The organism is Aminobacter sp. MSH1 (assembly GCF_003071665.1).
In the GTDB taxonomy this organism is placed as follows: Bacteria; Pseudomonadota; Alphaproteobacteria; order Rhizobiales; family Rhizobiaceae; genus Aminobacter; species Aminobacter niigataensis.
Map to the genome: position 1 here is coordinate 2,899,281 of NZ_CP026265.1, position 25,376 is coordinate 2,924,656.

Annotated in this window: 25 protein-coding genes, 1 tRNA gene and 1 pseudogene; 16 read left to right on the top strand and 11 right to left on the bottom strand. The window is 63.9% G+C overall.

Annotation, left to right across the window (positions count from 1 at the left end; translation table 11 throughout):
* On the bottom strand, nt 1-873 hold the full coding sequence (locus CO731_RS14320; protein ID WP_108607692.1) for a hypothetical protein: 873 nt from the start codon (nt 871-873) through the stop codon (nt 1-3).
* A gap of 47 nt (nt 874-920) precedes the next feature.
* Nucleotides 921-1,319 (bottom strand): STAS/SEC14 domain-containing protein, encoded by a 399-nt coding sequence (locus CO731_RS14325; protein WP_199914467.1) that lies wholly within the window; start codon nt 1,317-1,319, stop codon nt 921-923.
* Between the two features lie 127 nt (nt 1,320-1,446).
* Here CO731_RS14325 and CO731_RS14330 point away from each other — a divergent pair, with 127 nt between their 5' ends.
* From CO731_RS14330 to ilvC, 6 genes and pseudogenes are all read left to right on the top strand, one after another.
* Complete coding sequence (locus CO731_RS14330) at nt 1,447-2,187, top strand: pyridoxine 5'-phosphate synthase (RefSeq protein WP_108607694.1); 741 nt, start codon at nt 1,447-1,449, stop codon at nt 2,185-2,187.
* A gap of 105 nt (nt 2,188-2,292) precedes the next feature.
* Complete coding sequence (locus CO731_RS14335; protein ID WP_108607695.1) at nt 2,293-4,209, top strand: potassium transporter Kup; 1,917 nt, start codon at nt 2,293-2,295, stop codon at nt 4,207-4,209.
* 85 nt (nt 4,210-4,294) lie between these two features.
* Nucleotides 4,295-5,528 (top strand): annotated as a pseudogene (locus CO731_RS14340) (NAD(P)/FAD-dependent oxidoreductase).
* A 52-nt stretch (nt 5,529-5,580) separates the two neighbouring features.
* On the top strand, nt 5,581-6,684 hold the full coding sequence (locus tag CO731_RS14345; protein WP_245439350.1) for an OmpA family protein: 1,104 nt from the start codon (nt 5,581-5,583) through the stop codon (nt 6,682-6,684).
* 242 nt (nt 6,685-6,926) lie between these two features.
* Entirely contained in the window at nt 6,927-7,580 is a 654-nt protein-coding gene (locus tag CO731_RS14350) for a TetR/AcrR family transcriptional regulator (protein WP_108607696.1), read from the top strand.
* A gap of 24 nt (nt 7,581-7,604) precedes the next feature.
* Nucleotides 7,605-8,624: a ketol-acid reductoisomerase gene (ilvC, locus tag CO731_RS14355; RefSeq protein ID WP_108607697.1), complete on the top strand. Its 1,020-nt coding sequence runs from the start codon at nt 7,605-7,607 to the stop codon at nt 8,622-8,624.
* Between the two features lie 86 nt (nt 8,625-8,710).
* On the opposite strand, the gene CO731_RS14360 is transcribed toward ilvC, so the two are convergent.
* Together CO731_RS14360 and CO731_RS14365 are read right to left on the bottom strand one after the other, a co-directional pair.
* Complete coding sequence (locus CO731_RS14360; RefSeq protein ID WP_108607698.1) at nt 8,711-9,004, bottom strand: PilZ domain-containing protein; 294 nt, start codon at nt 9,002-9,004, stop codon at nt 8,711-8,713.
* 115 nt (nt 9,005-9,119) lie between these two features.
* Nucleotides 9,120-9,635: a BA14K family protein gene (locus CO731_RS14365; RefSeq protein ID WP_108609842.1), complete on the bottom strand. Its 516-nt coding sequence runs from the start codon at nt 9,633-9,635 to the stop codon at nt 9,120-9,122.
* Nucleotides 9,636-9,803: 168 nt separating this feature from the next.
* Between CO731_RS14365 and CO731_RS14370 the strand changes: the two genes are divergently transcribed.
* From CO731_RS14370 to CO731_RS14380, 3 genes are read left to right on the top strand one after another with little or no spacing between them, the layout of a single operon-like run.
* A complete protein-coding gene (locus CO731_RS14370; protein ID WP_108609843.1) occupies nt 9,804-10,916 on the top strand; it encodes an endonuclease/exonuclease/phosphatase family protein in 1,113 nt (370 codons plus the stop codon).
* 11 nt (nt 10,917-10,927) lie between these two features.
* Complete coding sequence (locus tag CO731_RS14375) at nt 10,928-11,656, top strand: hypothetical protein (protein ID WP_108607699.1); 729 nt, start codon at nt 10,928-10,930, stop codon at nt 11,654-11,656.
* A 60-nt stretch (nt 11,657-11,716) separates the two neighbouring features.
* Entirely contained in the window at nt 11,717-12,169 is a 453-nt protein-coding gene (locus tag CO731_RS14380) for a cupin domain-containing protein (protein ID WP_108607700.1), read from the top strand.
* A gap of 2 nt (nt 12,170-12,171) precedes the next feature.
* On the opposite strand, the gene CO731_RS14385 is transcribed toward CO731_RS14380, so the two are convergent.
* From CO731_RS14385 to CO731_RS14395, 3 genes are read right to left on the bottom strand one after another with little or no spacing between them, the layout of a single operon-like run.
* A complete protein-coding gene (locus tag CO731_RS14385) occupies nt 12,172-13,383 on the bottom strand; it encodes an ABC transporter permease (RefSeq protein WP_108607701.1) in 1,212 nt (403 codons plus the stop codon).
* Between the two features lie 3 nt (nt 13,384-13,386).
* A complete protein-coding gene (locus CO731_RS14390) occupies nt 13,387-14,091 on the bottom strand; it encodes an ABC transporter ATP-binding protein (RefSeq protein WP_108607702.1) in 705 nt (234 codons plus the stop codon).
* A gap of 8 nt (nt 14,092-14,099) precedes the next feature.
* The gene (locus CO731_RS14395) at nt 14,100-15,398 is read right to left on the bottom strand and encodes an efflux RND transporter periplasmic adaptor subunit (protein ID WP_108607703.1); all 1,299 of its coding nucleotides are present in this window, start codon (nt 15,396-15,398) and stop codon (nt 14,100-14,102) included.
* Nucleotides 15,399-15,572: 174 nt separating this feature from the next.
* Here CO731_RS14395 and CO731_RS14400 point away from each other — a divergent pair, with 174 nt between their 5' ends.
* The 7 genes from CO731_RS14400 to CO731_RS14425 all read left to right on the top strand — a co-directional run bounded on the left by CO731_RS14400 (nt 15,573) and on the right by CO731_RS14425 (nt 21,923).
* Entirely contained in the window at nt 15,573-16,487 is a 915-nt protein-coding gene (locus CO731_RS14400; protein WP_108607704.1) for a PhzF family phenazine biosynthesis protein, read from the top strand.
* Nucleotides 16,488-16,589: 102 nt separating this feature from the next.
* Nucleotides 16,590-16,665, top strand: a tRNA-Lys gene (locus CO731_RS14405).
* Between the two features lie 208 nt (nt 16,666-16,873).
* Nucleotides 16,874-17,812 (top strand): glutaminase, encoded by a 939-nt coding sequence (locus tag CO731_RS14410; protein WP_108607705.1) that lies wholly within the window; start codon nt 16,874-16,876, stop codon nt 17,810-17,812.
* 170 nt (nt 17,813-17,982) lie between these two features.
* Nucleotides 17,983-19,920 (top strand): AI-2E family transporter, encoded by a 1,938-nt coding sequence (locus CO731_RS14415; RefSeq protein ID WP_245439352.1) that lies wholly within the window; start codon nt 17,983-17,985, stop codon nt 19,918-19,920.
* A gap of 218 nt (nt 19,921-20,138) precedes the next feature.
* Nucleotides 20,139-20,411, top strand: coding sequence for a glycine zipper domain-containing protein (locus CO731_RS14420; RefSeq protein ID WP_108609844.1), 273 nt, complete (start codon nt 20,139-20,141; stop codon nt 20,409-20,411).
* 309 nt (nt 20,412-20,720) lie between these two features.
* Nucleotides 20,721-20,873, top strand: coding sequence for a hypothetical protein (locus CO731_RS29070; RefSeq protein ID WP_199914468.1), 153 nt, complete (start codon nt 20,721-20,723; stop codon nt 20,871-20,873).
* Nucleotides 20,874-21,005: 132 nt separating this feature from the next.
* Nucleotides 21,006-21,923, top strand: a complete 918-nt coding sequence (locus CO731_RS14425; RefSeq protein WP_159091644.1) for an LLM class flavin-dependent oxidoreductase — start codon at nt 21,006-21,008, stop codon at nt 21,921-21,923.
* Between the two features lie 18 nt (nt 21,924-21,941).
* On the opposite strand, the gene CO731_RS14430 is transcribed toward CO731_RS14425, so the two are convergent.
* From CO731_RS14430 to cysT, 4 genes are all read right to left on the bottom strand, one after another.
* Nucleotides 21,942-22,391 carry an Rrf2 family transcriptional regulator gene (locus CO731_RS14430; RefSeq protein ID WP_108607708.1) on the bottom strand — a complete coding sequence of 150 codons (450 nt, stop codon included), beginning with the start codon at nt 22,389-22,391 and terminating at the stop codon, nt 21,942-21,944.
* A 172-nt stretch (nt 22,392-22,563) separates the two neighbouring features.
* Nucleotides 22,564-23,586 carry a sulfate/molybdate ABC transporter ATP-binding protein gene (locus CO731_RS14435; protein ID WP_108607709.1) on the bottom strand — a complete coding sequence of 341 codons (1,023 nt, stop codon included), beginning with the start codon at nt 23,584-23,586 and terminating at the stop codon, nt 22,564-22,566.
* A complete protein-coding gene (cysW, locus tag CO731_RS14440) occupies nt 23,583-24,491 on the bottom strand; it encodes a sulfate ABC transporter permease subunit CysW (protein WP_108607710.1) in 909 nt (302 codons plus the stop codon). The genes CO731_RS14435 and cysW overlap by 4 nt, the downstream gene beginning before the upstream one ends.
* Nucleotide 24,492: 1 nt before the next feature.
* A complete protein-coding gene (gene cysT / locus CO731_RS14445; RefSeq protein ID WP_108607711.1) occupies nt 24,493-25,314 on the bottom strand; it encodes a sulfate ABC transporter permease subunit CysT in 822 nt (273 codons plus the stop codon).
* Nucleotides 25,315-25,376: the final 62 nt, after the last annotated feature.

Below are 25,376 nucleotides of genomic sequence, written 5' to 3' on the forward strand. Positions count from 1 at the left end.
TCAGGCAACGATCTCGAAAAGAACTGCAGTCGCATCGTCGCTGACCTTGAAACGGGGGAACTGCTTGCCGTCGGGGTCTTCGGTCAATTCGATGTGGCGCAATTCTGCAAGCAGCGGAGCAAGGCCTGCAGTGTTTGCTGCGCCGACAAATTCTGCAATGTCGTAGCGGCCATATTGGTCGACGAGAGCAGCGAAGCCGTCGCTGCAGAGCAGACCCCTGGCCGGCAGCGAGGGCTCGAGCCTTTCGGTGACAAGGTGCTCGGCGGCAGACGGCTCGATACCGAGCGTCCAGACGGAGCCGCCTTGGCGGTTGTAGGCGGCGCGGTGGCGCCGCAGCTCCTCACGCACGCCCGGCGCATCGGCCAACGCCTGATGAGTGGCAAATCCGCCCGCATGAGCGATGGCTGTGCGTGCGCCGTCGCGCTCCTGGGCGGAGGCACCCTTGATGGCGCTGGTGCTGAAGGTGCTGCCGTCGGCGCCGAGCAGGAACAGCCGGCAGTCGCCCAGGCCGTGGGTGACGATGTCGTCGCCTTCGATCCGGACCATCTGGAAGCTTGCCACCGGCAGGTTCCATGGCTCGATCGGCAGCGCAGGGGCCGCCTCGTGCACGACATTGGCAGCGCGTTGATTGAGCTCGCGCACGACATCGGTCATGGGGCGGCCGTTGCGGGCCAGCTCTTCGAACGTGCTTTGGGCAAACCGGGCCAGCCAGGCGGCGTCGGAGCCGTGCTGGCCGACGAGGCTGTCTCCGCCGAGGCCGGTGGCGCCGTCGATGACGAAGGCGCATGTAGCATTGCCGCCGGCGCTGTCCTCGTTCGCGCGGCTGATGGAGCCGGGTGCAGTGATCGAATCTATGATGCGGATGTTGGGCATGATGGAGGCTGTCTGGCGCGCGGCCGTGACTGGAGTATGACCGCAGGCTATTCGATCGGGCTTGCGCCAAGCCATTTCCACGCCTCGGCTTCGTCGGCGTCGGCGAAATGCCTGGTTTCGATCGAGGTGAGCGGCGCAAACAGGCCGACCACCGGTCCCATCCAGGCAGGGCCACCGACCAGCGCATAGCGCCTGATGTGATGCAGCGCCTTCATCTTGCCCTTGAAGGTAAGGGGATCGAAAAGCGCCGACCAGTCGAAGCCGTCATATCCTGTCGCGCGCAGCAGAACGTCGATCTTGTCGTGGCCTTCATAGGCCGCGTCGAGCAGGCCATAGGCGTTTTCGATGTCGGCCTGGGTGAAATGGCCGACGATCTCGAAGGCAAAGACCTCGTTGTTGTCGGTGTCGATGCGCCGGAAAGGCGGCGGGGCATCCATGGATTTCATTGGTGTCCTCCTCGATGGCCGTCTGGCGGTTTTTGGCCGCAACGTCATTGGAACACATAAAAGCGCTCTCTGTTCCCGGCCAAGGCGTGTTAGGTGCGTTCGTCTCAAGATTTGCCGTGAGTTGCCGATGCCCGCCAAGCTCTCCGTGAACGTCAATGCCATCGCCATGCTGCGCAACCGGCGCGACCTGCCATGGCCTAGTGTCACCGGCCTCGGCCGCCTGGCACTTGCCGCCGGTGCGCATGGGCTGACGGTGCATCCGCGTCCGGACCAGCGCCACATCCGCTTTTCCGACGTGCCCGAGATCCGGGCGCTGATCGACGACGAATTTCCAAAGGCAGAGTTCAACATCGAAGGCTATCCGAGCGAAGACTTCCTCCAACTGGTCGAGAAGCACCAGCCGGAACAGGTGACGCTGGTGCCGGACGATCCGTCGCAGGCGACCTCCGACCATGGCTGGGACTTTGTCACCCAAGCGGGTCTGCTCAAGCCGGTGGTGGCACGGCTCAAGAAGGGCGGCTTCCGCGTCTCCCTGTTTGCCGATGCCGACCCTTCCGGCGTCAACGCTGCCCGCGACACGGGCGCGGACCGGATAGAGCTGTTCACCGGGCCATACGGCGCGTGTCACGATGATCTGGCCGGGGCAGCGAAGCAACTGGAAATACTTGCTAAAACCGCAGATGCGGCAATCGCTGCCGGTCTCGCGGTCAATGCCGGTCACGACCTCGTCGTCGACAACCTGCCGCAGCTGACGCGCAGCATCCCCAAGCTGGCCGAAGTGTCCATCGGCCATGGCCTGACGGCAGACGCGCTGGAATACGGAATGACCGGCACGATCAAGCGATATCTGAAGGCCTGCGGGTGGTAGAAGGCATATGCCGACTGCTAGGGCGGAACATTAGCTGTCGCAAAACAGCTGTTGCTTTTGCGCTGCAGCAAGCGTAGAGCCCCGCGGCTTCACGGAGAGTTGTCCATGACCGATGCCGGCCCTGACAAGGCGAACGCGAGCGGGCAGCCGGTCCAGACGGACGGTCATTCCCACGACATCAGGATTCTCGTGCTCGGCGCACTCGGCGTCGTCTTCGGCGATATCGGCACGAGCCCGATCTACGCGTTCCGCGAGGCCCTGGTGGCGTCGGCGGGCGGCGAGGTCGCTTCCCGCGAAGACATTCTCGGCGTGCTGTCGCTCATCATCTGGGCGCTGACCATCATCGTCACCGTCAAATACGTGATGTTCGTTCTTCGGGCGCACAACCGGGGCGAGGGCGGCACGCTGTCGCTGATGGCGCTGGCGCGGCGCAGCCTGCCCAAGCGCTCGGGCATCATCCTGGCGCTCGGCATGGTCGGCGCCGCACTGTTCTACGGCGATGCGGTGATCACGCCGGCGATTTCGGTGCTGTCGGCGGTCGAGGGCATGAATGTCGTCACGCCGGCGTTCCAGCCTTACGTCGTGCCGCTGACGCTGGTGATCCTGGCGGCGCTGTTTTCAGTCCAGCGCTTCGGCAGTGGCGGCGTGGCGATCGTGTTCGGGCCGATCACCCTGGTCTGGTTCCTGGCCATCGGCTATTCCGGCATTGTCCACATAGCCGACGATCCGGAAATCCTGCTGGCGGTCAACCCGATCTACATCGTGCAGTTCCTGGTCAACCAGCCCGAGGTGTCGTTCGTCACCATCGGCGCGATCTTCCTTGCGGTGACCGGCGCCGAAGCGCTTTATGCCGATCTCGGCCATTTCGGCCGCAGGCCGATCGTGCTGGCCTGGCTGTGCATCGTCTTTCCCTGCCTGCTGCTCAACTATGTCGGCCAGGGCGCCTTCGTGCTCTCGCATGACGGCACGGTGGGCCATCCGTTCTTTGAAATGAACGAGGGCTGGATGCTGGTGCCGATGGTGGTGCTGGCAACGGCCGCGACCGTCATCGCCAGCCAAGCGGTGATCACCGGCGCCTATTCGCTGACACGCCAGGCCGTGCAGCTCAACATGCTGCCCCGCCTGGTCATCCAGCACACGTCGGAGACGACGCAGGGCCAGATCTACATGCCGCGCGTCAACCTTCTTTTGGCTTTGGTGGTGATGCTGCTGGTCGTCGGCTTCGGCGAATCGAGCGCGCTCGCCTCGGCCTACGGCATTTCGGTTACCGGCAACATGCTGGTGACGACGCTGTTGCTTTCGGTGGTGATGCTGCGCATCTGGCGCTGGCGGGTCGCCGCCGTCGTCGTGGCGATCTCGATATTCGGCCTGATCGACATCGGCTTCTTCGCTTCCAACATCGTCAAGGTCTTCGAGGGCGGCTGGGCATCGCTGGCGGTCGCCTTCACGATCATCCTGATCATGTGGACCTGGGTGCGCGGCAGCCGCTATCTGTTCGACAAGACCCGCAAGAACGAAATCCCGCTCGACTTCCTAGCTGGCAGCCTGATCAAGAAGAAGCCGCATCTGGTGCCCGGCACCGCGGTGTTCCTGACCAGCGATCCCGACAGCGCGCCGACCGCGCTGATGCACAGCCTCAAGCACTACAAGGTGCTGCACGAGCAGAACGTCATCCTGTCGGTGGTGACGGCGCAGCAGCCCATCGTCCCCGACAGCGAACGTGTGAAGATGGAGCAGGTCAACGAGCTGTTCATGCGCGTGAAGCTGAAATTCGGCTACATGGAGCAGCCGAACATCCCCAAGGCGCTGGCCATCTGCCGCAAGCAGGGCTGGAAGTTCGACATCATGACGACGTCGTTCTTCCTGTCGCGGCGGTCGCTCAAGGCGTCGCCCAATTCCGGCATGCCGGTGTGGCAGGACAGGCTGTTCATCGGGCTGGCTCGTACGGCAGCCGACGCGACCGAGTACTTCCAGATTCCGACCGGGCGTGTGGTCGAGGTCGGTACCCAGGTGTCGATCTGAGGCCTGGACTGAGCACCGCTACGGCGAAGTGAAGCATTGCCAAGCACGGCCCATCCGTGAACCTTTGCTCAGGATGGGGTGGCGCATGAACGGTCGAAATCTTCACATTGCAATTGCCGGTGCCGGGCCGGCCGGGCTCGCTGCGGCACTCTATCTGCAGCGTGATGGTCATCGCGTCACCGTTTTCGAACGCTTCGCCGAGCCGAGGCCGGTTGGGTCGGGCCTTATCTTGCAGCCGACAGGACTGACCGTGCTCGACGATCTGGGCCTGCTCGGCGAAATCTCGACACTTGGCAGCCGCATCGACCGGCTGCACGGCACCGATGCCAAGAGCGGGCGCACTGTGCTCGACGTGCGCTACGACGCCCGGCCAGGTGGGCGTTTTGGCATCGCCGTCCATCGTGCGGCGCTGTTCGGCACACTCTATCGCGCGGCTCGACGCGCGGGCATCGAAATCATTACCGACGTCGAACTCGATGCGGTCGAGCTCGGAAAGCGAACCCGGCTTGTCGATGCCAAGGGCCGTGACGTGGGGGCGTTCGACCTCGTCGTGGACGCGACCGGCTCGCGCTCCAAGTTGCGCCGCAGCGCGGGCCTAGAAGGCGAGCCGAAACCTCTCGCCTATGGCGCGTTCTGGGCCTCGCTCGGATGGTGTGGCGAAGGATTCGACGAAAATGCACTGACGCAGCGCTATCGTCGCGCCAGCGTTATGATCGGTGTCTTGCCCATCGGCCGCGCGGAAGCGGACGGGCGCAAGATGGCGGCGTTCTTCTGGAGCCTGAAGCCGGCCGAGGCCGAACGCGTGCAAGCCCAAGGACTGGCTGCCTGGAAGGCCGAGGTGGCGAGGCTGTGGCCTGAGTGCCAGGCCTATCTCGCTGGCCCGCCATGGCCACCACACGCTGGCACAACCGGCAGCACGCGGCTTTGCCGTCATTGGCGATGCCGCGCATTCGACCAGCCCGCAACTGGGGCAGGGCGCGAACATGGCTTTGCTCGACGCGGCGGCACTCGCCCATGCATTGAGGCAGGCAGGCGACATGGATGCGGCGCTTGCGTTCTATGTCCGGGCGCGACGCTGGCACGTCAGGCTGTTCCAGGCGCTGTCCTTGGCCTTCACGCCTTTCTACCAGTCGGACTTGCTGCTGTTGCCACTCCTGCGCGATCGGCTGGTGGCGACAGTTGCCAGGATCCCGCCGGCGCCGCAGCTTCTGGCTTCGATCGTTGCCGGCACGCTGATCGACCCGTTTGGCCCCGCCGGCCTCAAGGAGACGGATTGGATGAATAGCGGCGAAGAAAGAGCTGTCCGGATCCCGGCTTGAGCCGCGCTGCGGTTGTGGTTACGTTGCGTCACATTCAACCGAGGGGGCTGTGATGTCGGGACTCATGCTGCTGGGAATTCGAAAGGCGGTGGCGGCCATGGCTCTGCTCGCCCTGGGCTGCATGCCGGCGCTGGCGGATGCGACGGTTCCCAGCGCCGACATCGAGGGAGCCGCCGACAATGCGCTTGCCAAACGCTATGAAGGCTCGTTCATCGTCTACCACCAAAAGCTCGACTATACGGATTTCAGCGTGCCGCTGGCGCCGCTGAAGGCGGACCCAGATCCGGAAAAACGCGACAAGAACAACAACCGGGTGTTCAAGCCGGAGAAGGCGGAAGATGTCGAGGGATCGCTCACCCGCCTGTTCTATGTGCTGCCGGACGGCCGTTCGCCGCTCGAGGTGCTGCGCAACTACCAAGACGTGGTGCAGGCCGCCGGCGGCGAGGTGGTGTTCGAATGCAAGAAGGAGGAATGCGGTGGCGACGCCTCGCGCTCGGCTTCCAGCGGCGGCGGCGACATGAGCCTGATGATGAGCTTCTTCTACGACAGCGACCTCGGCGTCGAGGCGTTCTCGAATGCCGCCTGCGTGGCGTCGTCAGGGGTCGCCGACCAGCGCTATTTCACCGCCAAGGTTCCGCGCGACGGAGGTGACGCGTATGTCACGGTGCAGACCTTCCAACTGCTCGACGACCTCTACTGCAAGGAGCTGAATGCGCGCACGGTTGCCATCGTCCACGTGCTGGAGCCCAAGGCGCGCGACAAGAAGATGGTGCTGGTGGAAGCCGACAAGATGGCGGACTCATTGTCGACCAGCGGTGGAATTGCGCTCTACGGCATCTTTTTCGACACCGACAAGGCCGACATCAAGCCCGAGTCGGAGCCGACGCTGAAGGAGATCGCCAAGCTGCTGGGCGACGATCCGGCACTTGCGGTGGCCGTGGTCGGCCACACCGACAACCAGGGCAAGTTCGACTACAACATCGACCTGTCCAATCGCCGCGCCGCTGCGGTGAAAGCGGCTCTTGTTTCGCAATTCGGCATCGACGGCGGACGTCTGACTGCGGCAGGCGCCGGCATGATGGCGCCGGTCGCCAGCAACGACAATGACGAGGGACGGACCAAGAACCGCCGCGTTGCATTGGTCAAGCTGAACTAGTTTTCGGCACTGCTGACCAACGTCGCGTTGAGGCTGGCGCATAAACGCAGCGTTGTGCGATTGCGCTGTTACCCGTCTTGCTGGTGGCTGACGGGTGTATCCAAATTTCGTGACCGACGACAAAATTCGGACACGGCGAACTTGCCCATTGCGAGGCCGTGAAATTTGCGGCATAAGCCGAACCGTAACGTACGGTACGGCTCTTGTGAGGATAGCCGGACCGAGATCCACGGCAGGCGAAGATGCTGCAGGCAGTCACCGAGATCATGGAAGGCGAGGGGCCGACGGCGCGGCAGCAGGACGTGCTCGATGCGGTGCTGCGCCTGCTCGTCGAAGAAGGCGACCGGCTGACCATGACCGCCGTTGCCCGGCGCGCCAGTTGCTCCAAGGAAACGCTCTATAAGTGGTTCGGCGACCGTGACGGACTGCTGACGGCCACCGTGCAATGGCAGGCCTCGAAGGTGCGCGTGCCGCCGGTGGACCGCAAGGGCCTTGACCTCGTTTCGCTGACAGCAAGCCTGGAGCGCTTTGCCTCCGATTGGCTTAGGGTGATCTCGAGCGACACGTCGGTCGCGCTCAACCGCGTTGCGGTCGTGCATGCCGGCTCGGACAAGCGCGATCTTGGCGCCATCGTGCTCGAGCGTGGCCGTTTTGCGCTTGGCCGCAGGCTCAAGCCAGTGCTGGAAGCCGGCCGCGAGGCGGGGCTTCTCGAATTCGACGACGCCGAGGAGGCGTTCCGGACCTTTTTCGGGCTGGTTGCGCGGGACGTGCAGATACGTCTGCTGCTCGGCGACCGGCTGGAATTGACTGATGCGGGGATCGACGGCGACGCCGCGCGCGCAACGCAGCAGTTTCTTGCTCTTCATGGAGCGAAAACCGGGCTGAAGGCCCTTTGATTATAACCGGGAAGGAACCCACCAATGCGTGTCTATTACGATCGTGATGCCGATCTCAATCTGATCAAGGGCAAGAAGGTCGCCATCATCGGCTACGGTAGCCAGGGCCGCGCGCACGCGCTGAACCTCAAGGATTCGGGCGCCAAGGAACTCGTCGTCGGCCTCAAGGCCGGCTCGGCGACCGCCAAGAAGGTCGAGGCCGACGGCCTCAAGGTGATGACGGTCGCGGAAGCAGCCAAGTGGGCCGACCTGATGATGATGGCGACGCCTGACGAACTGCAGGCCGACATCTATCGCGACGAGATCGCTCCGAACATCCGCGACGGCGCTGCGATCGCTTTCGCCCACGGCCTCAACGTGCATTTCGGCCTGATCGAGCCGAAGAAGACCGTCGACGTGCTGATGGTCGCGCCGAAGGGCCCGGGTCACACCGTGCGCGGCGAATACCAGAAGGGCGGCGGCGTGCCGTGCCTGGTCGCCGTTCACCAGGACGCTTCGGGCAATGCGCTCGACCTCGGCCTGAGCTACGCCTGCGGCGTCGGCGGCGGCCGTTCGGGCATCATCGAGACCAACTTCAAGGAAGAGTGCGAGACCGATCTGTTCGGCGAGCAGGTCGTGCTCTGCGGCGGCCTGGTCGAGCTGATCCGCGCCGGCTTCGAGACGCTGGTCGAGGGCGGCTATGCTCCCGAGATGGCCTATTTCGAGTGCCTGCACGAAGTGAAGCTGATCGTCGACCTGATCTATGAAGGCGGCATCGCCAACATGAACTACTCGATCTCGAACACCGCCGAGTGGGGCGAGTACGTGACCGGTCCGCGCATCATCACCGACGAGACCAAGGCCGAGATGAAGCGCGTCCTCAAGGACATCCAGACCGGCAAGTTCACCTCGGAGTGGATGCAGGAATACCGTTCGGGTGCTGCCCGCTTCAAGGGCATCCGCCGCAACAACGACAGCCACCAGATCGAGGAAGTCGGCGCCAAGCTGCGCGCGATGATGCCCTGGATCGCCAAGAACCAGCTGGTCGACAAGGCCAAGAACTAAGAAGCCCTGCAGCGACAGCTGCAAGGAAAAGGCCGGCGGAGCTATCCGCCGGCCTTTATCATTACTGGTGCCCGTGAATTGGTTGTTCAGCCGTAGTGCCAGGCCGGTTTCGGCTCGGTGCCCTCGAACTGCACGCCGACGCGGTCGTTCTTGCGCCAGCGCACGACGGCGCGGTAGCCGATGCCGTCCACCGGAACATAGAGCAGGAAGCGCTCGGGGACGCGTGCGTCGGCACTGACGCGCAACTCGGCGCCGTTCTGGTGCATGTTGCGCACCGTGACGCTGATTTCGGAATTGGCGACACCTGTGATGATGGTGCCGCCCTTGAGCACGCGATTGCGATGCTCGCGCCGATTGTTGTTTTCTGCGTCGTCGCTCATTCGTCAGGTCCATGCGTGTGCGGTCAACGACCGCGCGCTGCGGATGCCGTAGCACGGACATGTAAATATGAGGTTTGCCGCGGCGCCGATCTGGCTGGCGCCGCAGCCGAGTGCGTCAGCTGTAGGGCGACCAGCACTGCTCGCGTGGCCCGTTATAGGGCTGGAACGTGTTGTCCCAGGCGCGGTACGAGCGGTAGCGGTCGTAGCACCACCGGACATGCACCGAAGACAGTCCGCCGCGATAGACACGGCGCGGCTGGACATAACGTGGCTGGTAGTAGCGCGGCTCGTAGTAACGGTAGGCCGGGATGCCGAAATTCAGATAGATCCCGGTGCCGCCGCGCCAATGGCGCCTGTGCGGACGATTCCGCCAGCGCCAGTCGTCGCGCCAACGATCACCGCGCCAGTTGCCGTGGCGTCCTCTGTCTCCGCGCCAGCCGTCGCGGCGCGCGTAGCAGCCAGTGCCGGGCGGGCAGAAATGGCTCTGGGCGGGGATGACATTCGGCACGGCCAGCGGGGCGGTCGAATGCACCTGGCCGAGGTTAATGGGGCCGGCCGAAGCCGCCAAGGGCAGGCCGGTGACGAGCCCGAGTGCCACAAGCCCTGAACGTGCGAAGGATGAGAGTTTCATGGTGGTCTCCTGATATCCGAATCCCAAAGGCTCCATGCCCCCAAATTTCGATGGAGATAGGGCATTTTCTGCCTTTCAGCCTGAACGGGAAATGAACAATGCAGCTTCCCTGTGGGCTTGTGATTGGGCTCTTGTGTTTGCCCCGACATGAAGGCAATGCTCGCGGTCATGTCGCTGCGCCTTGCCACCTTCAATGTCGAGAACCTGATGAACAGGTTCGATTATTCCGGCTACCGCAACCAGCTCAACGAGGATCGGACACTCGCCCTGTTCGAGATCCGCAGCGAGGCCGAGTACCGGCTGCTGGAGCAGGCGAGGGCCATCGCGCATGCCGACGACATGCGCCAGCTGACGGCGCTGGCGATCGCCGAGACCCGCGCCGACATCATCTGCCTGCAGGAGGTCGACAACATCGAAGCGCTGAAGGCGTTCGAATACGGCTATCTCTTCAAGATGGTGGGGCAGGGCTACCAGCACAAATACACGACCTCGGGCAATGATTCGCGCGGCATCGACGTGGCGGTGATGATGCGGGCGGAGACCGCGCACGGCCAGCCGATCGAATTCGTGCGCATGACCAGCCATGCCCATGTCACCTTCGAGGAATTCGGGCTGCATACGCCGGAACTGGCAAGCCTCGGCCAGGAGCCATTCGAACGCATCTTCCGGCGCGACTGCTTGGAGATCGACGTCAAGATCGGTGGCAAGCCGCTGACCATCTACTCGGTGCATTTCAAGTCGATGGGCTCGCCGCGGAACGGGCTGAACGGCCGCGATGCGACGATGCCGATCCGCGTTGCCGAGGCCAAGGCGGTGCGGCGGATCATCGAGGACCGTTTCGGCAAGGACCATGTCGGCGAGCGACGCTGGGTGATCTGCGGCGACATGAACGACTATCGTGAGCGGCTGGTCATCGGCGGCGATGCCTATCAGGGCTACAGTTTCACGCCGGTCCACGAGACGGCCTCATGCCTCGACGTGTTCCTGGCCGACGGTTTTGCCGAAAACGTCGTCGAAAGGCGGCCCGAAATGGAGCGCTGGACGCTCTACCATACGCGCGGACCGCTGGAGCGGCACCTGTGCCAGCTCGACTACATCCTGTTGTCGCCGGCGCTGGCGAAGACAAACGCCCAAGTCGTGCCCGACATCGTCCGCCGCGGCCAGCCCTGGCGCACCATCTTCCCGCCCGGGCAGGAGGTGGAACGCTACCCGCGCGCCGGCTGGGACAGGCCGAAGGCCTCGGACCATTGCCCGGTGGCCGTGACCCTCGACATCACCTGAGAGGCCAAGCCTTGGCGTTCGACATTCCGCGCAACCAGATACTGCCGGTCGACGTGGTCGACGTGCGCCTCGATCCGGAGCCTCACCCGTTCGAGCGCGACAATGCCGCAGCCATCGTCGCAAACTGGGCAGAGGAGAAGGCAGCGCGGCCAGCCCTTTTCGACGGCACGGTGGTGCTTTTGTCGGAACTCGCCTATGGCGACAACCGGCTGACCGGCCGCTGCCATGCCATCCGCTACTCGACCTTCATGCTGTGGCGCAAGCTGAAGCCGGTGACGAGCGCGGAGCACGCCTTCGCGCATGCCATGCTGATCTCGAGCGACAACGCGCTGGTGGCGATCCGCATGGGCGCGCACACGGCCAATGCCGGCAAGGTCTATTTCGCCGCTGGTTCCTTCGAGCCGGAGGACTTTCGAGATGGTCTGGTCGACCTCGACTACAATATGGCGCGCGAGGTGCGCGAGGAGACCGGCCTCGACCTTGGCACGGCCACCCGTGAGGAACGCTGCCATGCGCTTTCGGTAGAAAGCGGTACGGCGATCGTGCGCTGCTACCGTGCCGCCGAGACGGCCGACGAACTGGCTGCGCAGATAACGAGGTTCGTCGCGGACGATCCCGATCCTGAGATCGAAGGACCGGTGGTTATTCGCGGCATGGACGACTTGCCCGAAGGCCTGATGCCGCATATGCGCCCGCTGGCGGAATGGCATTTCTCCCGTAGCAAGGCCGGTCTCGCCTAGAACCCCTTGATGCCGGCGTGCCCCAGGCGCACTGTCGGTGCAATTTCAGGGGGAGATTTCATGATCAGATCTATTGTCCGCAATGGCCTGTTGGCGGCCGTTTGTACGGTCGTGCTGTTTTCAAGCAGCAGTTCAGAGGCGCTCGACAGCAGTCCTGCCGCCGCAAAGGTCGTGGTGACGCCCTTGGCGTCGGTTACCACCACGGCGAGCGGTCAACCGATCGTGCTGCCGCAGAAGAACGTGCAGGTGCTGGTCTCTTCCTTCGAGATACCGCCGGGCGCCAAGCTGCCGGTGCACAAGCACCCGTCCACGCGCTACGCCTATGTGCTCGAAGGGCAATTGCAGGTGACCAATGTCGATACCGGCAAAGGCACCAGCTACAAGGTCGGCGACTTCATCGTCGAAATGATCGGCGAGTGGCACCAAGGCGCAAATGTCGGCGCGGAGCCGGTCAAGCTTCTGGTCATCGACCAGGTGGAGGAAGGCACCTCAAACACCGTGCTGAAGGAATAGCCCTATTCGTGGCGCAGTGCCTCGATCGGATCGAGGCGGGCGCCACGCAATGCCGGGAAGAAGCCGAACACCATACCGATCAGTGCCGAGAAGCCGACTGCGAGCAGCACCACGGCCAGGCTGGGCACGAACGGAATGGACAGCGCCAGGGATGCAGCACCCGCCAGAGCCAAGCCGATGGCGATGCCGATCAGCCCGCCGAGCAGCGACAGTACCGTGGATTCGACCAGGAACTGGATCAGGATGTGCTTTTCATGCGCGCCGATGGCGAGGCGGATGCCGATCTCGCGAGTACGCTCGGTGACCGACACCAGCATGATGTTCATGATGCCGATGCCGCCGACAAGCAGGCTGACACCGGCGACGGCACCCAGCATGCCGGTCATGGTGGCGGTGGCGCTGGCCATGGCGTCGGCGATCTGGGTCATGTCACGGACCGAGAAATCGTCCTCCCGGTCGGCGGTGACGCGCCTGACGTCGCGCATGATGTCTTCGATGCGGGTCTGCACCACCTGGGTCGGCGTGGCGTCGTCGGCGGCGACATAGATCGTTTCGATGTCGCGATTGCCGGCGATGCGGCGCTGGAAGGATGAGAGCGGCATTAGCACGACGTTGTCCTGGTCCTGGCCGAAGCCGGAATAACCCTTGGGTTCGAGCAGGCCGACGACCTTGCAACTCATGCGGCCGATGCGAATGCTGGCGCTGTCGGGGTCGCCCGCACCGAAGAACTGGCGGCGCACGGTCTCACCGATCAGGCAGGCATTGATGCCGCCACGCACCTCCGATTCGCTGAACGAACGGCCCGAGGTCACCTTCCAGTCGCGTGCGTCGAGATAGGCATTGTCGGTGCCAGTTATCGAGGAGGTCAGGCTCTCCGTGCCGAACACGACGCGTACTTGCTTCTGCGAAGCCGGCGAGACCGCGCGGACGCCTTCGAGATGGGCTGCCAGGGCCGCGACTTCCTTTTCGCCGAGCGGCCGGATTGTCTGCTGCGGTCCCGAGCCGGGGGCGGCGGGGCGACCGGAGCGGACGATGAGCAGGTTGCTGCCGAGTTGCGAGATGTCTGCCTTGACCTTTTGCGTCGTGCCGCTGCCGATGGTCAGCATGGCGATGACGGCGGCGACGCCGATGACGATGCCGAGCAGGGTCAGGAACGAACGCAGCGCATTGCGGCGGACCGAACGAAGGGCGAGGCGGACGGTTTCCCAGATCATCGCCTATGCCGCCTCGAGCTTCTTGGTGTCGGAGGCGACATGGCCGTCGCGGAAGGAGATGGTGCGGCCGGCATAGGCGGCGATGTCGGCCTCGTGGGTGACCATGACGATGGTCAGCCCGTATTCCTCGTTGAGGCGGGTGAGCAATTGCATGATCTCGTGGCTGCGGGCGGTGTCGAGATTGCCGGTGGGTTCGTCGGCGACAAGCAGCGTCGGCCGCGTGACGATGGCGCGGGCGATCGCGACGCGCTGCTGCTGGCCGCCTGACAGTTCGGCCGGGGTGTGGTGTTCGCGGTCTTCGAGGCCGACTTCGGCAAGCGCCTTCATGGCCAGAGCGCGCCGGTCCTGGGCCGGCACACCACGATAGATCAGCGGCAGCTCGACATTTTCCACCGCCGTTGTGCGCGGCAACAGATTGTAGCCCTGGAAAACGAAGCCGATGTAGAGATTGCGCAGTTCCGCGCGGCGGTTGCGGTCAAGCCGGCCGGCGTCGACACCCATGAAGCCGTAGCGGCCGGAGGTCGGCGTATCGAGGCAGCCGACGATGTTCATCGCGGTCGACTTGCCTGAGCCGGACGGGCCCATGATGGCGACGAACTCGCCCTGGCCGATGGCAAGATCGATGCCGGCAAGCGCGCGCACCTCGGCCTCGCCCTGGCCGTAGGTCTTCCAGACCTTGTCGAAGACGATGAGCGGAGCCGGGCTCATATCAGTTCTCAGTTCGCCCGGGATGAGGTCGAGGCGGTGATGACCTTGTCGCCGGCGCTGAGCCCGGAGATGACCTCCGTGCGGTCGCCGTCAGTGGCTCCGGTCTTGACCCTGACTGCAACCGGGGCGCCGTCCTTGAGCACATAAAGCGTGCGCGAGCCGTCGGCAGGCGTCGAAGCAGGGCGGCTGCGATCGGTCGGCCCGCGCGAAGGCCGGCCCAGGAACACGTTCTGCAGGCTGAAGCCGGCGTTGCGCGCAGTCGGGGTCGGCCGGTAGCGGAATGCGGTCGCCGGAACGGTGAGTACACCCTTGGCCTCGCGCGTGACGATCGACACGGTGGCGGTCATGCCTGGACGCAGCAACAACTCGTCGTTGCCGACATCGAGCCACGCATTGTAGGTGACCACGCCATCGGTGGTGACCGAGGCATAGGCGATGTCGCGGATCGAAGCGTCGAAACTGCGGTCGGGGAAGGCATCGACTGTGAAGCGCGCGTGCTGGCCCTTGGCCACCGTGCCGATATCGGCCTCATCTACGGCCGCCTTGAGCTCCATCTTGGACAGGTCGGCGGCGAGCACGAACAGCACCGGTGCCTGCATGGAGGAGGCGACCGTCTGGCCCGGGTTGACCGAGCGCGTCAGCACGACGCCGTCGATGGGGGCATAGATGCTGCTCTTGGCGAGGTCGGCCTGCTGCAGCTTGAGGTCGGCCTCGGCGATGGCAAGGTTGGCCTCTGCCATATCGAGCGCGCTCTGGGCGCGGTCGCGCTCGGCGGTGGCGGCTTCGAGCGCCTGGGGGGTGGCCATGCCGCGCCGTGTCAGTTCCTGCGCCCGGGTCAACGCCTGCGTGTTCTGCGACAGTGTCGTGCGGGTGTCTTCGACCTTGGCGGCAGCGGCTTTTGCCGAAGCCTGGGCACGCTCGATCTGGGCGGAAAGCCGGGTAGTGTCGAGTGCGGCCAGCACGTCGCCTTTCTTGACCTGCTGGTTCTCGACGACGGCGACCGAACGGACGACGCCTGAAAGCTCGCTCGAGATGTCGACCTGGGTCAGGGGCTGTAGATTGCCCGTCGCCGAGACCTCAACGGTGATGTCGCCGACCTCAGCCGGCTGGCTGGTGTAGATGACGCGCTCGGAAGGTGCGCCGAGCCAGGAGTAGCCGGCATAGGCGCAGCCGGCGGCAATCAAAGCCAGAATCAGCCAAAGCCAGCCCTTGCGCCGGCGCGTGGTTCGGCCCTTGCCGTCGAGGCCGAGTGCCGTCTCGATGGATGGCGCGGTTGCCTGATCCTGACGATTTACCAACTGGTCCAAGCCAGACCCCTTTGATGGCTCGAGAAAACCCACGTAGAGCCTGTTGCTCGAGCACGATCCTTTCCGAAACCGGTTCCCACCGTTCGGGGTCATGCTCTAGGATCACAGATCGGCCGTGTTGTCCCGGAATTCAAATTAAATTTCGCTCATGTTGCCGGCGCAGAAGGAGCAAACATGACGATCGGACGCAAGTATTTTATTTACGACGTCTTCACCCAGGACAGACTGGCAGGCAATCCGCTGGCGGTCGTTGTCGATTCGAAGGGGCTCGATTCCGCCGCGATGCAGGCGATCGCCCGGCAATTCAACCTGTCGGAAACGGCGTTCGTACTGCCTCCCGACAATCTCAAGCACAAGGCGCGGGTGCGCATCTTCACGCCCGACTACGAGATGCCCTTTGCCGGGCATCCGACGGTCGGTACGGCCATTGCCCTGTCGGAGATCGGGCAGAGCGGCGATCTGGCCGGCATTTTCGTGCTCGAAGAGAACATCGGCCAGGTGCGTTGCGCCGTCGACAAGGTCGGCAGCGGGCTGTTCGCCCAGTTCGACCTGCCCAAGCTGCCACAACAACTGCCGCTGTCGGCCGATGCCGAGGCGATCGGTGCAGCACTCGGGCTCGGGCCGCATGAAATCGGCTTCGAGAACCACCGCGTCTCGCTGTGGTCGGCTGGCGTGCCCTACATCACCGTGCCGGTCGCCGACATCAAGGCAGCATCAAGGGTACGGTTCAACAACGAGGCCTGGTTCGAGTTTTCGCCGAAGAAAAGCGAATCCGCGGTTGCCAGCGCCTATGTCTACTGCCGCGAGACGATCGACCATACCAGCGCCTTCCATGCCCGAATGATCGTGCCGGGGAGCCCGTCCTACGAAGATCCGGCTACGGGTTCGGCTGCGGCGGCCTTTGCCGGAGCGATCATGCTGTTCGACAAGCCGACCGACGGCGGGCAGCGATTCTGGATCGAACAGGGAATCGAAATGGGCCGTCCGTCGAGAATCAGGCTCGAACTGGACGTCTCGGGTGGAAATCTTGTCGCCGCGCGCATCGGCGGGCATGCCGTAAGGACCGCGGAAGGCGTTCTTCTGGTCTGAAGCGAAGGAATTTTTGCCGACTTGAAGAAAAAGCGACTGGTGGGGTGGACAGCGCAAAAGGGCTTGGCTATATGCCGGCCACGGTCGGTTTACCGGTCGTGTGGGTGCGTAGCTCAGTTGGTAGAGCAGCTGACTCTTAATCAGCGGGTCACAGGTTCGATCCCTGTCGCACCCACCAAGTTTTCTCAAAGACTTCCGCTGAATTCTTCATGCAAGACGAGACGAAATCCTTATGCCGGTTCCCGGCAAGAGGCTGTTTCTTTCCCGAATGCCGTAAACGCAATTCCAGCCTTGTCCGCTGGCGCCGGCAAGCTTGTCTTGCTTTCGCGGAGCGCCGATTGTCGAACACGAGCGCGATTCGGGCCGGGAAGATTTCGGGATAAAAGATGCCTAGTTTGAGAGAGGTCCTCGACGAGATCGTCGCGGAGATGGCCGGACATCCGGACCGCGGCGAGGTCGCATCCTACATTCCGCAACTCGGCAAGGTCGATCCGAACAAGTTCGGCATAGCCGTCACCTTGACCGACGGCGAAGTGTTGGCGGCGGGCGCCGCCGACGAGCCTTTCTCTGTCCAGAGCATTTCCAAGGTATTCACGCTGGCGCTGGCCCTGGGGCGTGTCGGCGACACCTTGTGGAAGCGCGTCGGAAGGGAGCCCTCCGGCACGCCCTTCAACTCCATCGTCCAGTTGGAGCGGGAGGAGGGCATTCCGCGCAACCCGTTCATAAATGCCGGGGCAATCGTCGTATCCGACGTGCTCCTGGCCGGGCATCAGCCGCGCGAGGCGATCGGCGAGATCGTGAGTTTCGTACGCTCGCTTGCCGACGACGATTCGATCGTGGTCGATGGCGATGTCGCCAGTTCCGAGCGGGCCACCGGTTACCGCAATTTTGCCCTGGCAAACTACCTCAAGGGTTTTGGCAACCTCAATCATGCGCCGGAATTGACCCTGGGTGTCTATTTTCACCATTGCGCCATCGCGATGAGTTGCCAGCAACTGGCGAATGCCGGCCGTTTCCTGGCAAATGCCGGCCGCATTCCCTCGTCGGGGCACACGGTCATTTCGAGCGAACGCGCCAAGCGCATCAATGCCCTGATGCTGACCTGCGGCCATTATGACGGTTCTGGCGAATTCGCCTTCCGCGTCGGCATTCCGGGCAAGAGCGGCGTCGGCGGCGGCATATTGGCGATCGTACCCGGCGTGGCGTCGATTGCTGTCTGGTCGCCGGGATTGAATGCACGCGGCAATTCGATGCTTGGCTCGATCGCCCTGGAGCAGCTGACCAAAAGGATGAACTGGTCGATCTTTTCGCCTAAACCGGCCTGACGCACGGTTTGGCTGTTGCGGCGAGGCCTCCGACTAAGGGGTATCTGCGCCTCTGATAAGGGCGAACCTCCAAGGATAGGTTTGCTGCCCATTGCAAAAGCCGCCGCTCTTCCGCGACTATGGGGTGCGCGTCGTCGGTACGCGGCAACTCAGGGCCAAGGAGATCGCAGGTGGTCGAGGCAATTCCGAAGGGCCGAGGCCTGAGTTCCCGAAACCAGGTTTCGCTGCAGCCCAATTCCCGGACGGCCCTGCCGACCTTTGCCGCCACCGCAGCCGTGGTCGCAATCCTCTACTTTGCCCGCGACGTGTTCCTGCCGCTGGCGATCGCCGTGCTGCTGACATTCGCCTTGGCGCCGATCGTCGCCTGGCTGAGGCGGATCGGCGTTCCCAGGCTGGTCTCGGTGATCGCCTGCGTCCTGGCCGCGTTCGGGCTGGTCGCCGTGTTCAGCTTCGTGGTGGTTTCCCAGGTCGGCGAGGTTGCCCGGAACGTTCCGACCTATCAGGCCAACATCCTGGAAAAGGTGCGCTCGCTCAAGGAAAGCGGCAGCGGGGGCGGGATCATCGACAGGCTGAGCGGCGTCATCGAGCGCGTCGGCCAGGAACTCGACAAGCCGGAATCGGTGACAGTGCCAGCGGCGCAGCCGTCGCGGCCGGACCCGCTGCTGGTCGAGATCTTCACGCCGCAGAGGCCGATCGAGACGCTGAAGAACCTGATCGGACCGCTGATCGGGCCGCTCGCCACGGCTGGCCTGGTCATCGTGGTCGTCATCTTCATGCTTCTGGAGCGCGAGGACCTGCGCGACCGGTTCATCCGCCTTGTCGGCTATGGCGACCTGCACCGAACGACCGAAGCACTGCAGGATGCCGGCCGAAGGGTGGGGCAGTACCTGTTGATGCAACTGGTGGTGAATGTCGCCTATGGCGTCCCCATCGGCATGGGCCTGTGGCTGCTGGGCATACCGAACGCGATCCTGTGGGGTCTGTTGGCCATCGTGCTGCGCTTCGTGCCCTATATCGGCCCGGCAATCGCGATGATCCTGCCGTTGTTCCTGGCGCTCGCCGTGGCGCCCGGCTGGTCGCTGGTGCTGTGGGCGGCAGCGCTGTTCATCGCCATGGAACTCGTCATCAACAACGTCATCGAGCCTTGGCTGTACGGCTCGCGGACCGGACTCTCGCCGCTCGCCATCATCGTTGCCGCGATCTTCTGGACCTGGCTGTGGGGGCCGGTGGGCCTGGTACTGTCGACGCCGCTGACGGTGTGCCTTGTGGTGCTCGGCAAACATGTGCCGCAGTTCGAGTTCCTGGAGGTGCTGTTCGGCAACGAACCGGTGCTCGATCCCAAGGAGCGGCTGTACCAGCGCCTGCTGGCGGGGGACCCGGACGAGGCGACTGACCACGCCGAGGAGATGCTGGAGTCCGAATATCTGGTCGACTTCTACGGCAAAGTGGCAATCCCCGCTTTGCTGCTGGGCGAACTGGACCGGGCGCGAGGTGCCCTGACCGACGAACAGCGGACACGGGTTGCGGCAAGTGCCGTGACGCTGGTGGCCAATTTGAACGAGATCGCCGACGAAGAGGCCGATGAAGAGGACGACGCGACCGAAGACGCTGCGCAGGACGATGACGCGCAGGAGGAGGAACTGCCGGATGGAGCCGGCAAGACGGTTTTGTGCATTGGCGGTCGTGGCGACCTCGACAATGCGGCCGCGGCGATGCTGGCGCAGGTGCTGACGGTGCAGGGAGCAACTGCCTCGACGGCGAGCCACGCCGACGTGGAGCCGTCCAGCATCAGGAGCCTGCCACTGGAGGGCGTCCAGACAGCCGTGGTGGGGTTCCTGAATGCCGATTCCCTGAACCACGGCCGTTTCCTGGTGCGACGCCTGAAGCGCGCCAGGCCATCGCTCAGGGTGGGCGTCGTCTTGTGGACCGACACCGCCGCTGGGGATGCCGGGAAACTCGCAGGCGACCTGAATGCCGATTTCGCGGCCTTCAGCATGACCGGTGCCGCAATCGGCGCATTGACCGATGCGCCCGCAGTTCCCCTCAAGGCTGCCAAAAGAAAGGTTCGCCGTCCGTCGCAGGCCGGTCGGAAGAGCAAGGCTGCCTAGGTCGGCAGGTTCGATGAACCGGAACAGGCCGACGTCGAGGCCTTGGGGTCTTGCCTCAGGTGGTTGGCTACGTCGCCCGATTGCTGCCGCACTGCGTGTGCATCTCAGGAGTTGAAGGGATTCGAGCGATCCGCCGTCCAGAAGGCGATGGATCGATTCTGCTCGTTGCGCATTGTTAGATTCGGACGGGCGTTTAAACCTTTTTCGGAGTGATGTTGATGAAGAAACTGCTCTCGTGTCTGGCACTGCTGGTGACGCTGGCGGCATGCTCGCAGACGGAACAGGGTGCCGCGATCGGCGGTCTCGGTGGCGCGGCGATCGGCAGTGCCGTCGCCGCACCCGGAAATCGCGCGGAAGGCGCGCTTGTCGGCGGTGCCGTGGGTGCCGTCGCCGGTGCCCTGATCGGCCGGGCGAATGAGCCGAATCGTTGCCGCTATCGCGACCGTTATGGCCGCACCTATCTCGCAGCGTGCCCGCGCGGTTATTACTGAGCCGGCTATCTTGAATACGATGTCCTGAGGGTGCTGATGCGCCCTCGGGACATTCTTTTTTGCAGGAGTCGTGCGGCCCATTCGGGCGCGCAGGCAACGGCGCGGCGCTTCTATCCAATTGTAATTGTTTGTTTTTCCCCGAAGGATCGATGTCCTCGGGCTCCTTCTATTGCCGGTCCGGAGAACTCCGAGGGGGAAAATATGCTCTCTCCGGCGGAGATGTCGGCAAAGCCGTTCCACAATCTTGCCAAAATTAGCAATCGACAAAGTCTATTAGTTTTATAGACTAAGGGCATGATGGAGATTGCGATGGCACAGACCCAGTATCTCTCGAACGGCCGCATTGCGCAGGCTGCGGCTTCGACCGTACGACCTGCAGCATTCGCCAGGTTCGGTTCCTACCTCGTCTTTGCGGTTTCGTTCGGCTTCACCGCGGCCGTTGTGGTCGGCCTGGTCCACTAGGCCTTTCCCAAATGGGCGCCCGCAGGCGGTGCCATTTCCTTTCAACCCAGATGATGAAGGTTTTCCCGAGTAGCGCGTGAACCGGCGCGGGCGGCGCCAAAGACTGTTCCTGACAAGATGAAGGAGTTTGCAATGCAGATCGACTTCACCCATTGCCCGGGCGGCGTTGCCGACAAGGACGAACTTCACACTTCCTTCTTTTCCGACACGGCACTGGCCGTACAGCGGCTGCGGCAGCTTGAAAAGGCGAGCTTCAGCCGCGTGTTGATCGACGATGCCGGCGGGCTGCTCGCCAACATGGATCTGGCGTCGCTGACGTTGCGCAGCACGCAATCGATCGGCGTCCTGGTGTCCCACTGGCCGGGCATTGTCGCGCCTGTGGTGGCAGCACGGCAATTCGCGGCTCTCGATCAGCTTGGCGCTGGCCGACTGGCGCTACGCGTGCCGCCGAGCCGCGACCTGCGCGAGACGAACGACGATAGCGGTCTGGTCGCCACGCTGGGGCGGACGGACGAGTACCTGACGCTGCTCAAGCGGCTCTGGAGCAATGCACAACCCTTCGAGCATGAGGGTCTGTTCTATCGCATCCATGGCGGTTTCGTGCCGATGAAAGCCGCCGACGGCGCCGATATTTCGCTGCAACTCGGCGGATTGTCGGGCACTGCGCTCAAGATCGCCGGCCGGCACGCCAACCAGTTCGAGCTGCCGGTCGGCAGCTTCGACGATACGCGACGGCTGATCGAACGCGTCAAGGCGGCAGCGGAGCCATTCGGCCGGACGCAGCGCATCCGCTTTTCTCTGCCGGTGCTTGTTGGAGAAGGCGAACAGGCCTGGCAACTCGGCGGTGCATCGGAAAGGGCCGTCGCTGCGCTGGCCGGCTTCGTCGAACTCGGCGTCACCGACTTCATCGTTCACGGCTTGGACGATGCCGACGCGATCGCAGCGTTCGGACGCGAGGTGATCGCCGTGGTGCGCAAGGCATTCAGGCGGCATGAGCCGACGGTCGCGCAGCGACGGAACCAGAAGGTGGTGCTTCGCCAGGTCGTGTGAAGTCGTATGCATCACGCCTCAGGCGTGATGCATAGCCTCAGCCAGGATGTCGTCATTGGCGGCATCCCGGACCTGCGCGAGGCTGCGGTTGTCGAGCACGCCGGCAATGGCCTGGCGTACTTCGAGCATCATGTGCCTGATCTGGCAGGTCGCCTCGTCGCAGTCGTCGCAAGGCTGGTACTGGGTGCGGCTGGCGCAGGGGATGGGCGCCAAGGGCCCGTCGAGCACGCGCACGACATGGCCGATCTTGATCTCCGACGCCGGCTTGGCGAGCCGGTAGCCGCCGTCCTTGCCCTTGCGGCTCTGGACGAAGCCGGCATTGCGCAGCTCGCCCAGGATGGCGTCGAGGAACTTTTTCGGGATCTTGTTGGCGGTGGCAATGTCGCCGACGAAGGCGAGCTGGCCTGCGGGGAGTTGGGACAGATGGACGAGGGCCTTGAGCCCGTATTTGCCTTTTTTAGTCAGCATGGCGAACGCGTGTCATCGGCTTCCGCTGCCTGTCGCAGCATGAGGTTGCATGCCGAGGATAACGATTCGTCCCCATCGCATTCCGGCTCTCCTCATAGATAAATTCCAGCGACTTGATATACAAGCCGAAACGCGTTGATTTTCCGTAAGTTTCGCGTGTTTTGGGCCAGAATCAGGCTGCGGCGTAGACCTTGGCCCGTTCGATGGTGATCACGCCCTTCTGCTGGGCACTGACCATCGTCTCCGGGCTGACGTCGAGCTCCACCGCTTCGCCTGTTGCCGTCAGCGCCAGGATGCGCCGTCCGGCCGGCCTGTCGATGACACGGGCGACGGTTGCCGCGATGCCTTCGCCCGACTGGCTCCAGCCGAGATCGCTGGGGCGCAGGAAGATCTCAACCGGCCCGTCGGCAAAACCAGGGGCAGGAATTTTAGCGTCGCCAAGGCGGGCGACGCCGCCGGAGACCGCAGCGGAGAAGCGATTGGTGTCGCCCAGGAAGTTCATGACGAAGGCCGATGCCGGGTTGCGGCAGACCTCTTCGGGCGTGCCTTGCTGGATGATACGGCCCTTGTCGAGGATGACGACGCGGTCGGCGAGATCGAGCGCCTCTTCCTGGTCGTGAGTGACGAACAGCGTGGTGATGCCGAGCTCCTGGTGGATCTCGCGCAGCCAGCGGCGCAGGTCGCGGCGGACATTGGCATCGAGTGCGCCGAACGGCTCGTCGAGCAGCAGCACCTTGGGGTCGACGGCGAGCGCGCGGGCAAGGGCGACGCGCTGGCGCTGGCCGCCGGAGATCTGGCCGGGGAAGCGCTGGCCCAGGCCGTCGAGCTGGACGAGGCGCAAAAGTTCGATGACGCGAGTGTCGATGGCAGCCTTGTCGCGGCGGACCTTCGATACCTTCATGCCGAAAGCGATGTTTTCGGCCACCGTCATGTGAGGGAACAGCGCGTAATGCTGGAAGACGAAACCGACGCCGCGGTCGCGCACCGGAATGTCTGTGGCATCTTCCGCGCCGAAATAGATGTGGCCGGCATCGGCATATTCGAGGCCGGCGACCATGCGCAGGATGGTGGTCTTGCCCGAGCCGGACGGCCCGAGCAGGGCTACCAGTTCGCCGCTTTCGATCTCCAGCGACACGCCATGGACGGCACGGAAGGTCTCGAAGGTCTTCATGACATTGTCGAGGCGGATTTTCATGACGAAACCTCAGCGGAAGCGGTTTTGGGGGCGGCACGTGGTGCGGCGAGAGCCGGGCTGCGGCGCGCGCGCCCGGCACCCTGGCGTTCAAGCAGGACCTTCGCCACCAGCGTGACGACGGCGAGCAGGGCGAGAATGGAGGCGGCGGCAAAGGCGCCGGCGGTCTGGTAGTCGTGGTAGAGCAGTTCGATGTGCAGCGGCAGTGTGTTGGTCTGACCGCGGATGTTGCCCGAGACGACCGAGACAGCACCGAATTCGCCCATGACGCGTGCATTGCACAGCACCACGCCGTAGAGCAGCGCCCAGCGGATGTTGGGCAGAGTGACCGAGAAGAAGGTGCGCCAGCCCGAAGCGCCGAGTGAGGTGGCGGCCTCCTCGAGGTCGCGTCCCTGTGCCTGCATCAGCGGGATCAGTTCGCGGGCAACGAAGGGCGCGGTGACGAACATCGAGGCGAGCACGATGCCGGGCAGGGCGAACAGGATCTTGATGTCGGCCGATTCAAGCGCCGGGCCGAACAGGCCCTGCAGTCCGTAGACGAAGAGATAGGCGACGCCGGCGACGATGGGCGAGATCGAGAACGGGATCTCGATGACGACGAGCAGGAAGCGGCGGCCCCAGAAGTCGAATTTTGTGATCGCCCAGGCGGCAGCGACGCCGAAGGCTGTGTTGATCGGCACGGCGATGAGCGCGGTGATCACCGTCAGCCCGATGGCGTGCAGCGTATCGGGATGGGCGATCGCCGCGGCGTAGACCTGCAGTCCCTGCGAAAAGGCCTGGTAGCCGATGATGGCCAATGGCGCGATGATGACGATGGCCACCAGCGACAACACGATGCCGATTAGGGCACGGCGGAAGGCTGGAGCGTCGCCGACGCGGGGCGGGCGGCCATTGACATGAGCGCTCATCTCAGCCCCTCGCCGTGTAGCGCAGGGCGCGTGCCTGCAGGATGTTGGTGACGGCCAGCATCAGGAAGGCGGCGATGAGCAGCACCGAGGCTATGGCTGCCGCAGCCTGGTAGTCGTATTCCTCGAGCCGGATGAAGGCGAGCAGTGCGGTGATCTCGGTGGACATCGGCTGGTTGCCGGCAATGAAGATGATGGCGCCGAACTCGCCGAGGCTGCGGGCGAAGGACAACGACAGGCCGGCGAGCAAGGCGGGCGCCAGAAGCGGCAGGATGACACGCAGGAAGATCGAGCGGTCGCTGCCGCCAAGCGTCTGGGCGGCTTCCTCCAGGGCTGGGTCCAGGTCCTCCAGCACCGGCTGCACCGTGCGCACGATGAAGGGCAGGCTGGTGAAGGCCATGGCGACCATGATGCCGAGCGGCGTATAGGCGACCTTGATGCCGGCCTGGGCGAGCGCCGAGCCGAACCAGCCGTTTTCGGCAAACAGAGTGGTCAGCGCGATACCGGCGACGGCTGTCGGCAATGCAAAGGGCAGGTCGACGAGCGCGTCGATGAAGCGGCGGCCCGGAAAGCGGTAGCGCACAAGCACCCAGGCGAGCGCCATGCCGAAGACGAGGTTGAAGACGGTTGCTGCAAGTGCCGAAAGTGCCGTGACGCGGTAACTGGCGACGGCGCGCGGCGAGGAGACGATGCGCCAATAGTCCTCGAAACCGAGGCTGGCCGCCTTGAAGACCAGCGCGCCGAGCGGCAGCACGACGATGATCGAGACGTAGACGAGGGTTATCCCCAGCGCCAGGGGGAACCCTGGCAGAATGCGGCGCGCCACTGAAATGCCTTCCTGGATACGTCAATGCGGAAAGCCGGCATCGACCGGCTTTCCAATTCTCA

Bases quoted from the DNA above. Each gene is read 5' to 3' on its own strand.
- CO731_RS14430 (WP_108607708.1), bottom strand. From the start codon at position 22,391: ATGCTGACTAAAAAAGGCAAATACGGGCTCAAGGCCCTCGTCCATCTG.
- CO731_RS14420 (WP_108609844.1), top strand. From the start codon at position 20,139: ATGAAGAAACTGCTCTCGTGTCTGGCACTGCTGGTGACGCTGGCGGCA.
- CO731_RS14425 (WP_159091644.1), top strand. From the start codon at position 21,006: ATGCAGATCGACTTCACCCATTGCCCGGGCGGCGTTGCCGACAAGGAC.
- CO731_RS14435 (WP_108607709.1), bottom strand. From the start codon at position 23,586: ATGAAAATCCGCCTCGACAATGTCATGAAGACCTTCGAGACCTTCCGT.
- CO731_RS14380 (WP_108607700.1), top strand. From the start codon at position 11,717: ATGATCAGATCTATTGTCCGCAATGGCCTGTTGGCGGCCGTTTGTACG.
- CO731_RS14370 (WP_108609843.1), top strand. From the start codon at position 9,804: ATGTCGCTGCGCCTTGCCACCTTCAATGTCGAGAACCTGATGAACAGG.
- ilvC (WP_108607697.1), top strand. From the start codon at position 7,605: ATGCGTGTCTATTACGATCGTGATGCCGATCTCAATCTGATCAAGGGC.
- CO731_RS14350 (WP_108607696.1), top strand. From the start codon at position 6,927: ATGCTGCAGGCAGTCACCGAGATCATGGAAGGCGAGGGGCCGACGGCG.
- CO731_RS14335 (WP_108607695.1), top strand. From the start codon at position 2,293: ATGACCGATGCCGGCCCTGACAAGGCGAACGCGAGCGGGCAGCCGGTC.
- CO731_RS14320 (WP_108607692.1), bottom strand. From the start codon at position 873: ATGCCCAACATCCGCATCATAGATTCGATCACTGCACCCGGCTCCATC.
- CO731_RS14390 (WP_108607702.1), bottom strand. From the start codon at position 14,091: ATGAGCCCGGCTCCGCTCATCGTCTTCGACAAGGTCTGGAAGACCTAC.
- CO731_RS14365 (WP_108609842.1), bottom strand. From the start codon at position 9,635: ATGAAACTCTCATCCTTCGCACGTTCAGGGCTTGTGGCACTCGGGCTC.
- CO731_RS14325 (WP_199914467.1), bottom strand. From the start codon at position 1,319: ATGAAATCCATGGATGCCCCGCCGCCTTTCCGGCGCATCGACACCGAC.
- CO731_RS14385 (WP_108607701.1), bottom strand. From the start codon at position 13,383: ATGATCTGGGAAACCGTCCGCCTCGCCCTTCGTTCGGTCCGCCGCAAT.
- CO731_RS29070 (WP_199914468.1), top strand. From the start codon at position 20,721: ATGGCACAGACCCAGTATCTCTCGAACGGCCGCATTGCGCAGGCTGCG.
- CO731_RS14400 (WP_108607704.1), top strand. From the start codon at position 15,573: ATGACGATCGGACGCAAGTATTTTATTTACGACGTCTTCACCCAGGAC.
- CO731_RS14410 (WP_108607705.1), top strand. From the start codon at position 16,874: ATGCCTAGTTTGAGAGAGGTCCTCGACGAGATCGTCGCGGAGATGGCC.
- CO731_RS14360 (WP_108607698.1), bottom strand. From the start codon at position 9,004: ATGAGCGACGACGCAGAAAACAACAATCGGCGCGAGCATCGCAATCGC.
- cysW (WP_108607710.1), bottom strand. From the start codon at position 24,491: ATGAGCGCTCATGTCAATGGCCGCCCGCCCCGCGTCGGCGACGCTCCA.
- CO731_RS14345 (WP_245439350.1), top strand. From the start codon at position 5,581: ATGTCGGGACTCATGCTGCTGGGAATTCGAAAGGCGGTGGCGGCCATG.
- CO731_RS14330 (WP_108607694.1), top strand. From the start codon at position 1,447: ATGCCCGCCAAGCTCTCCGTGAACGTCAATGCCATCGCCATGCTGCGC.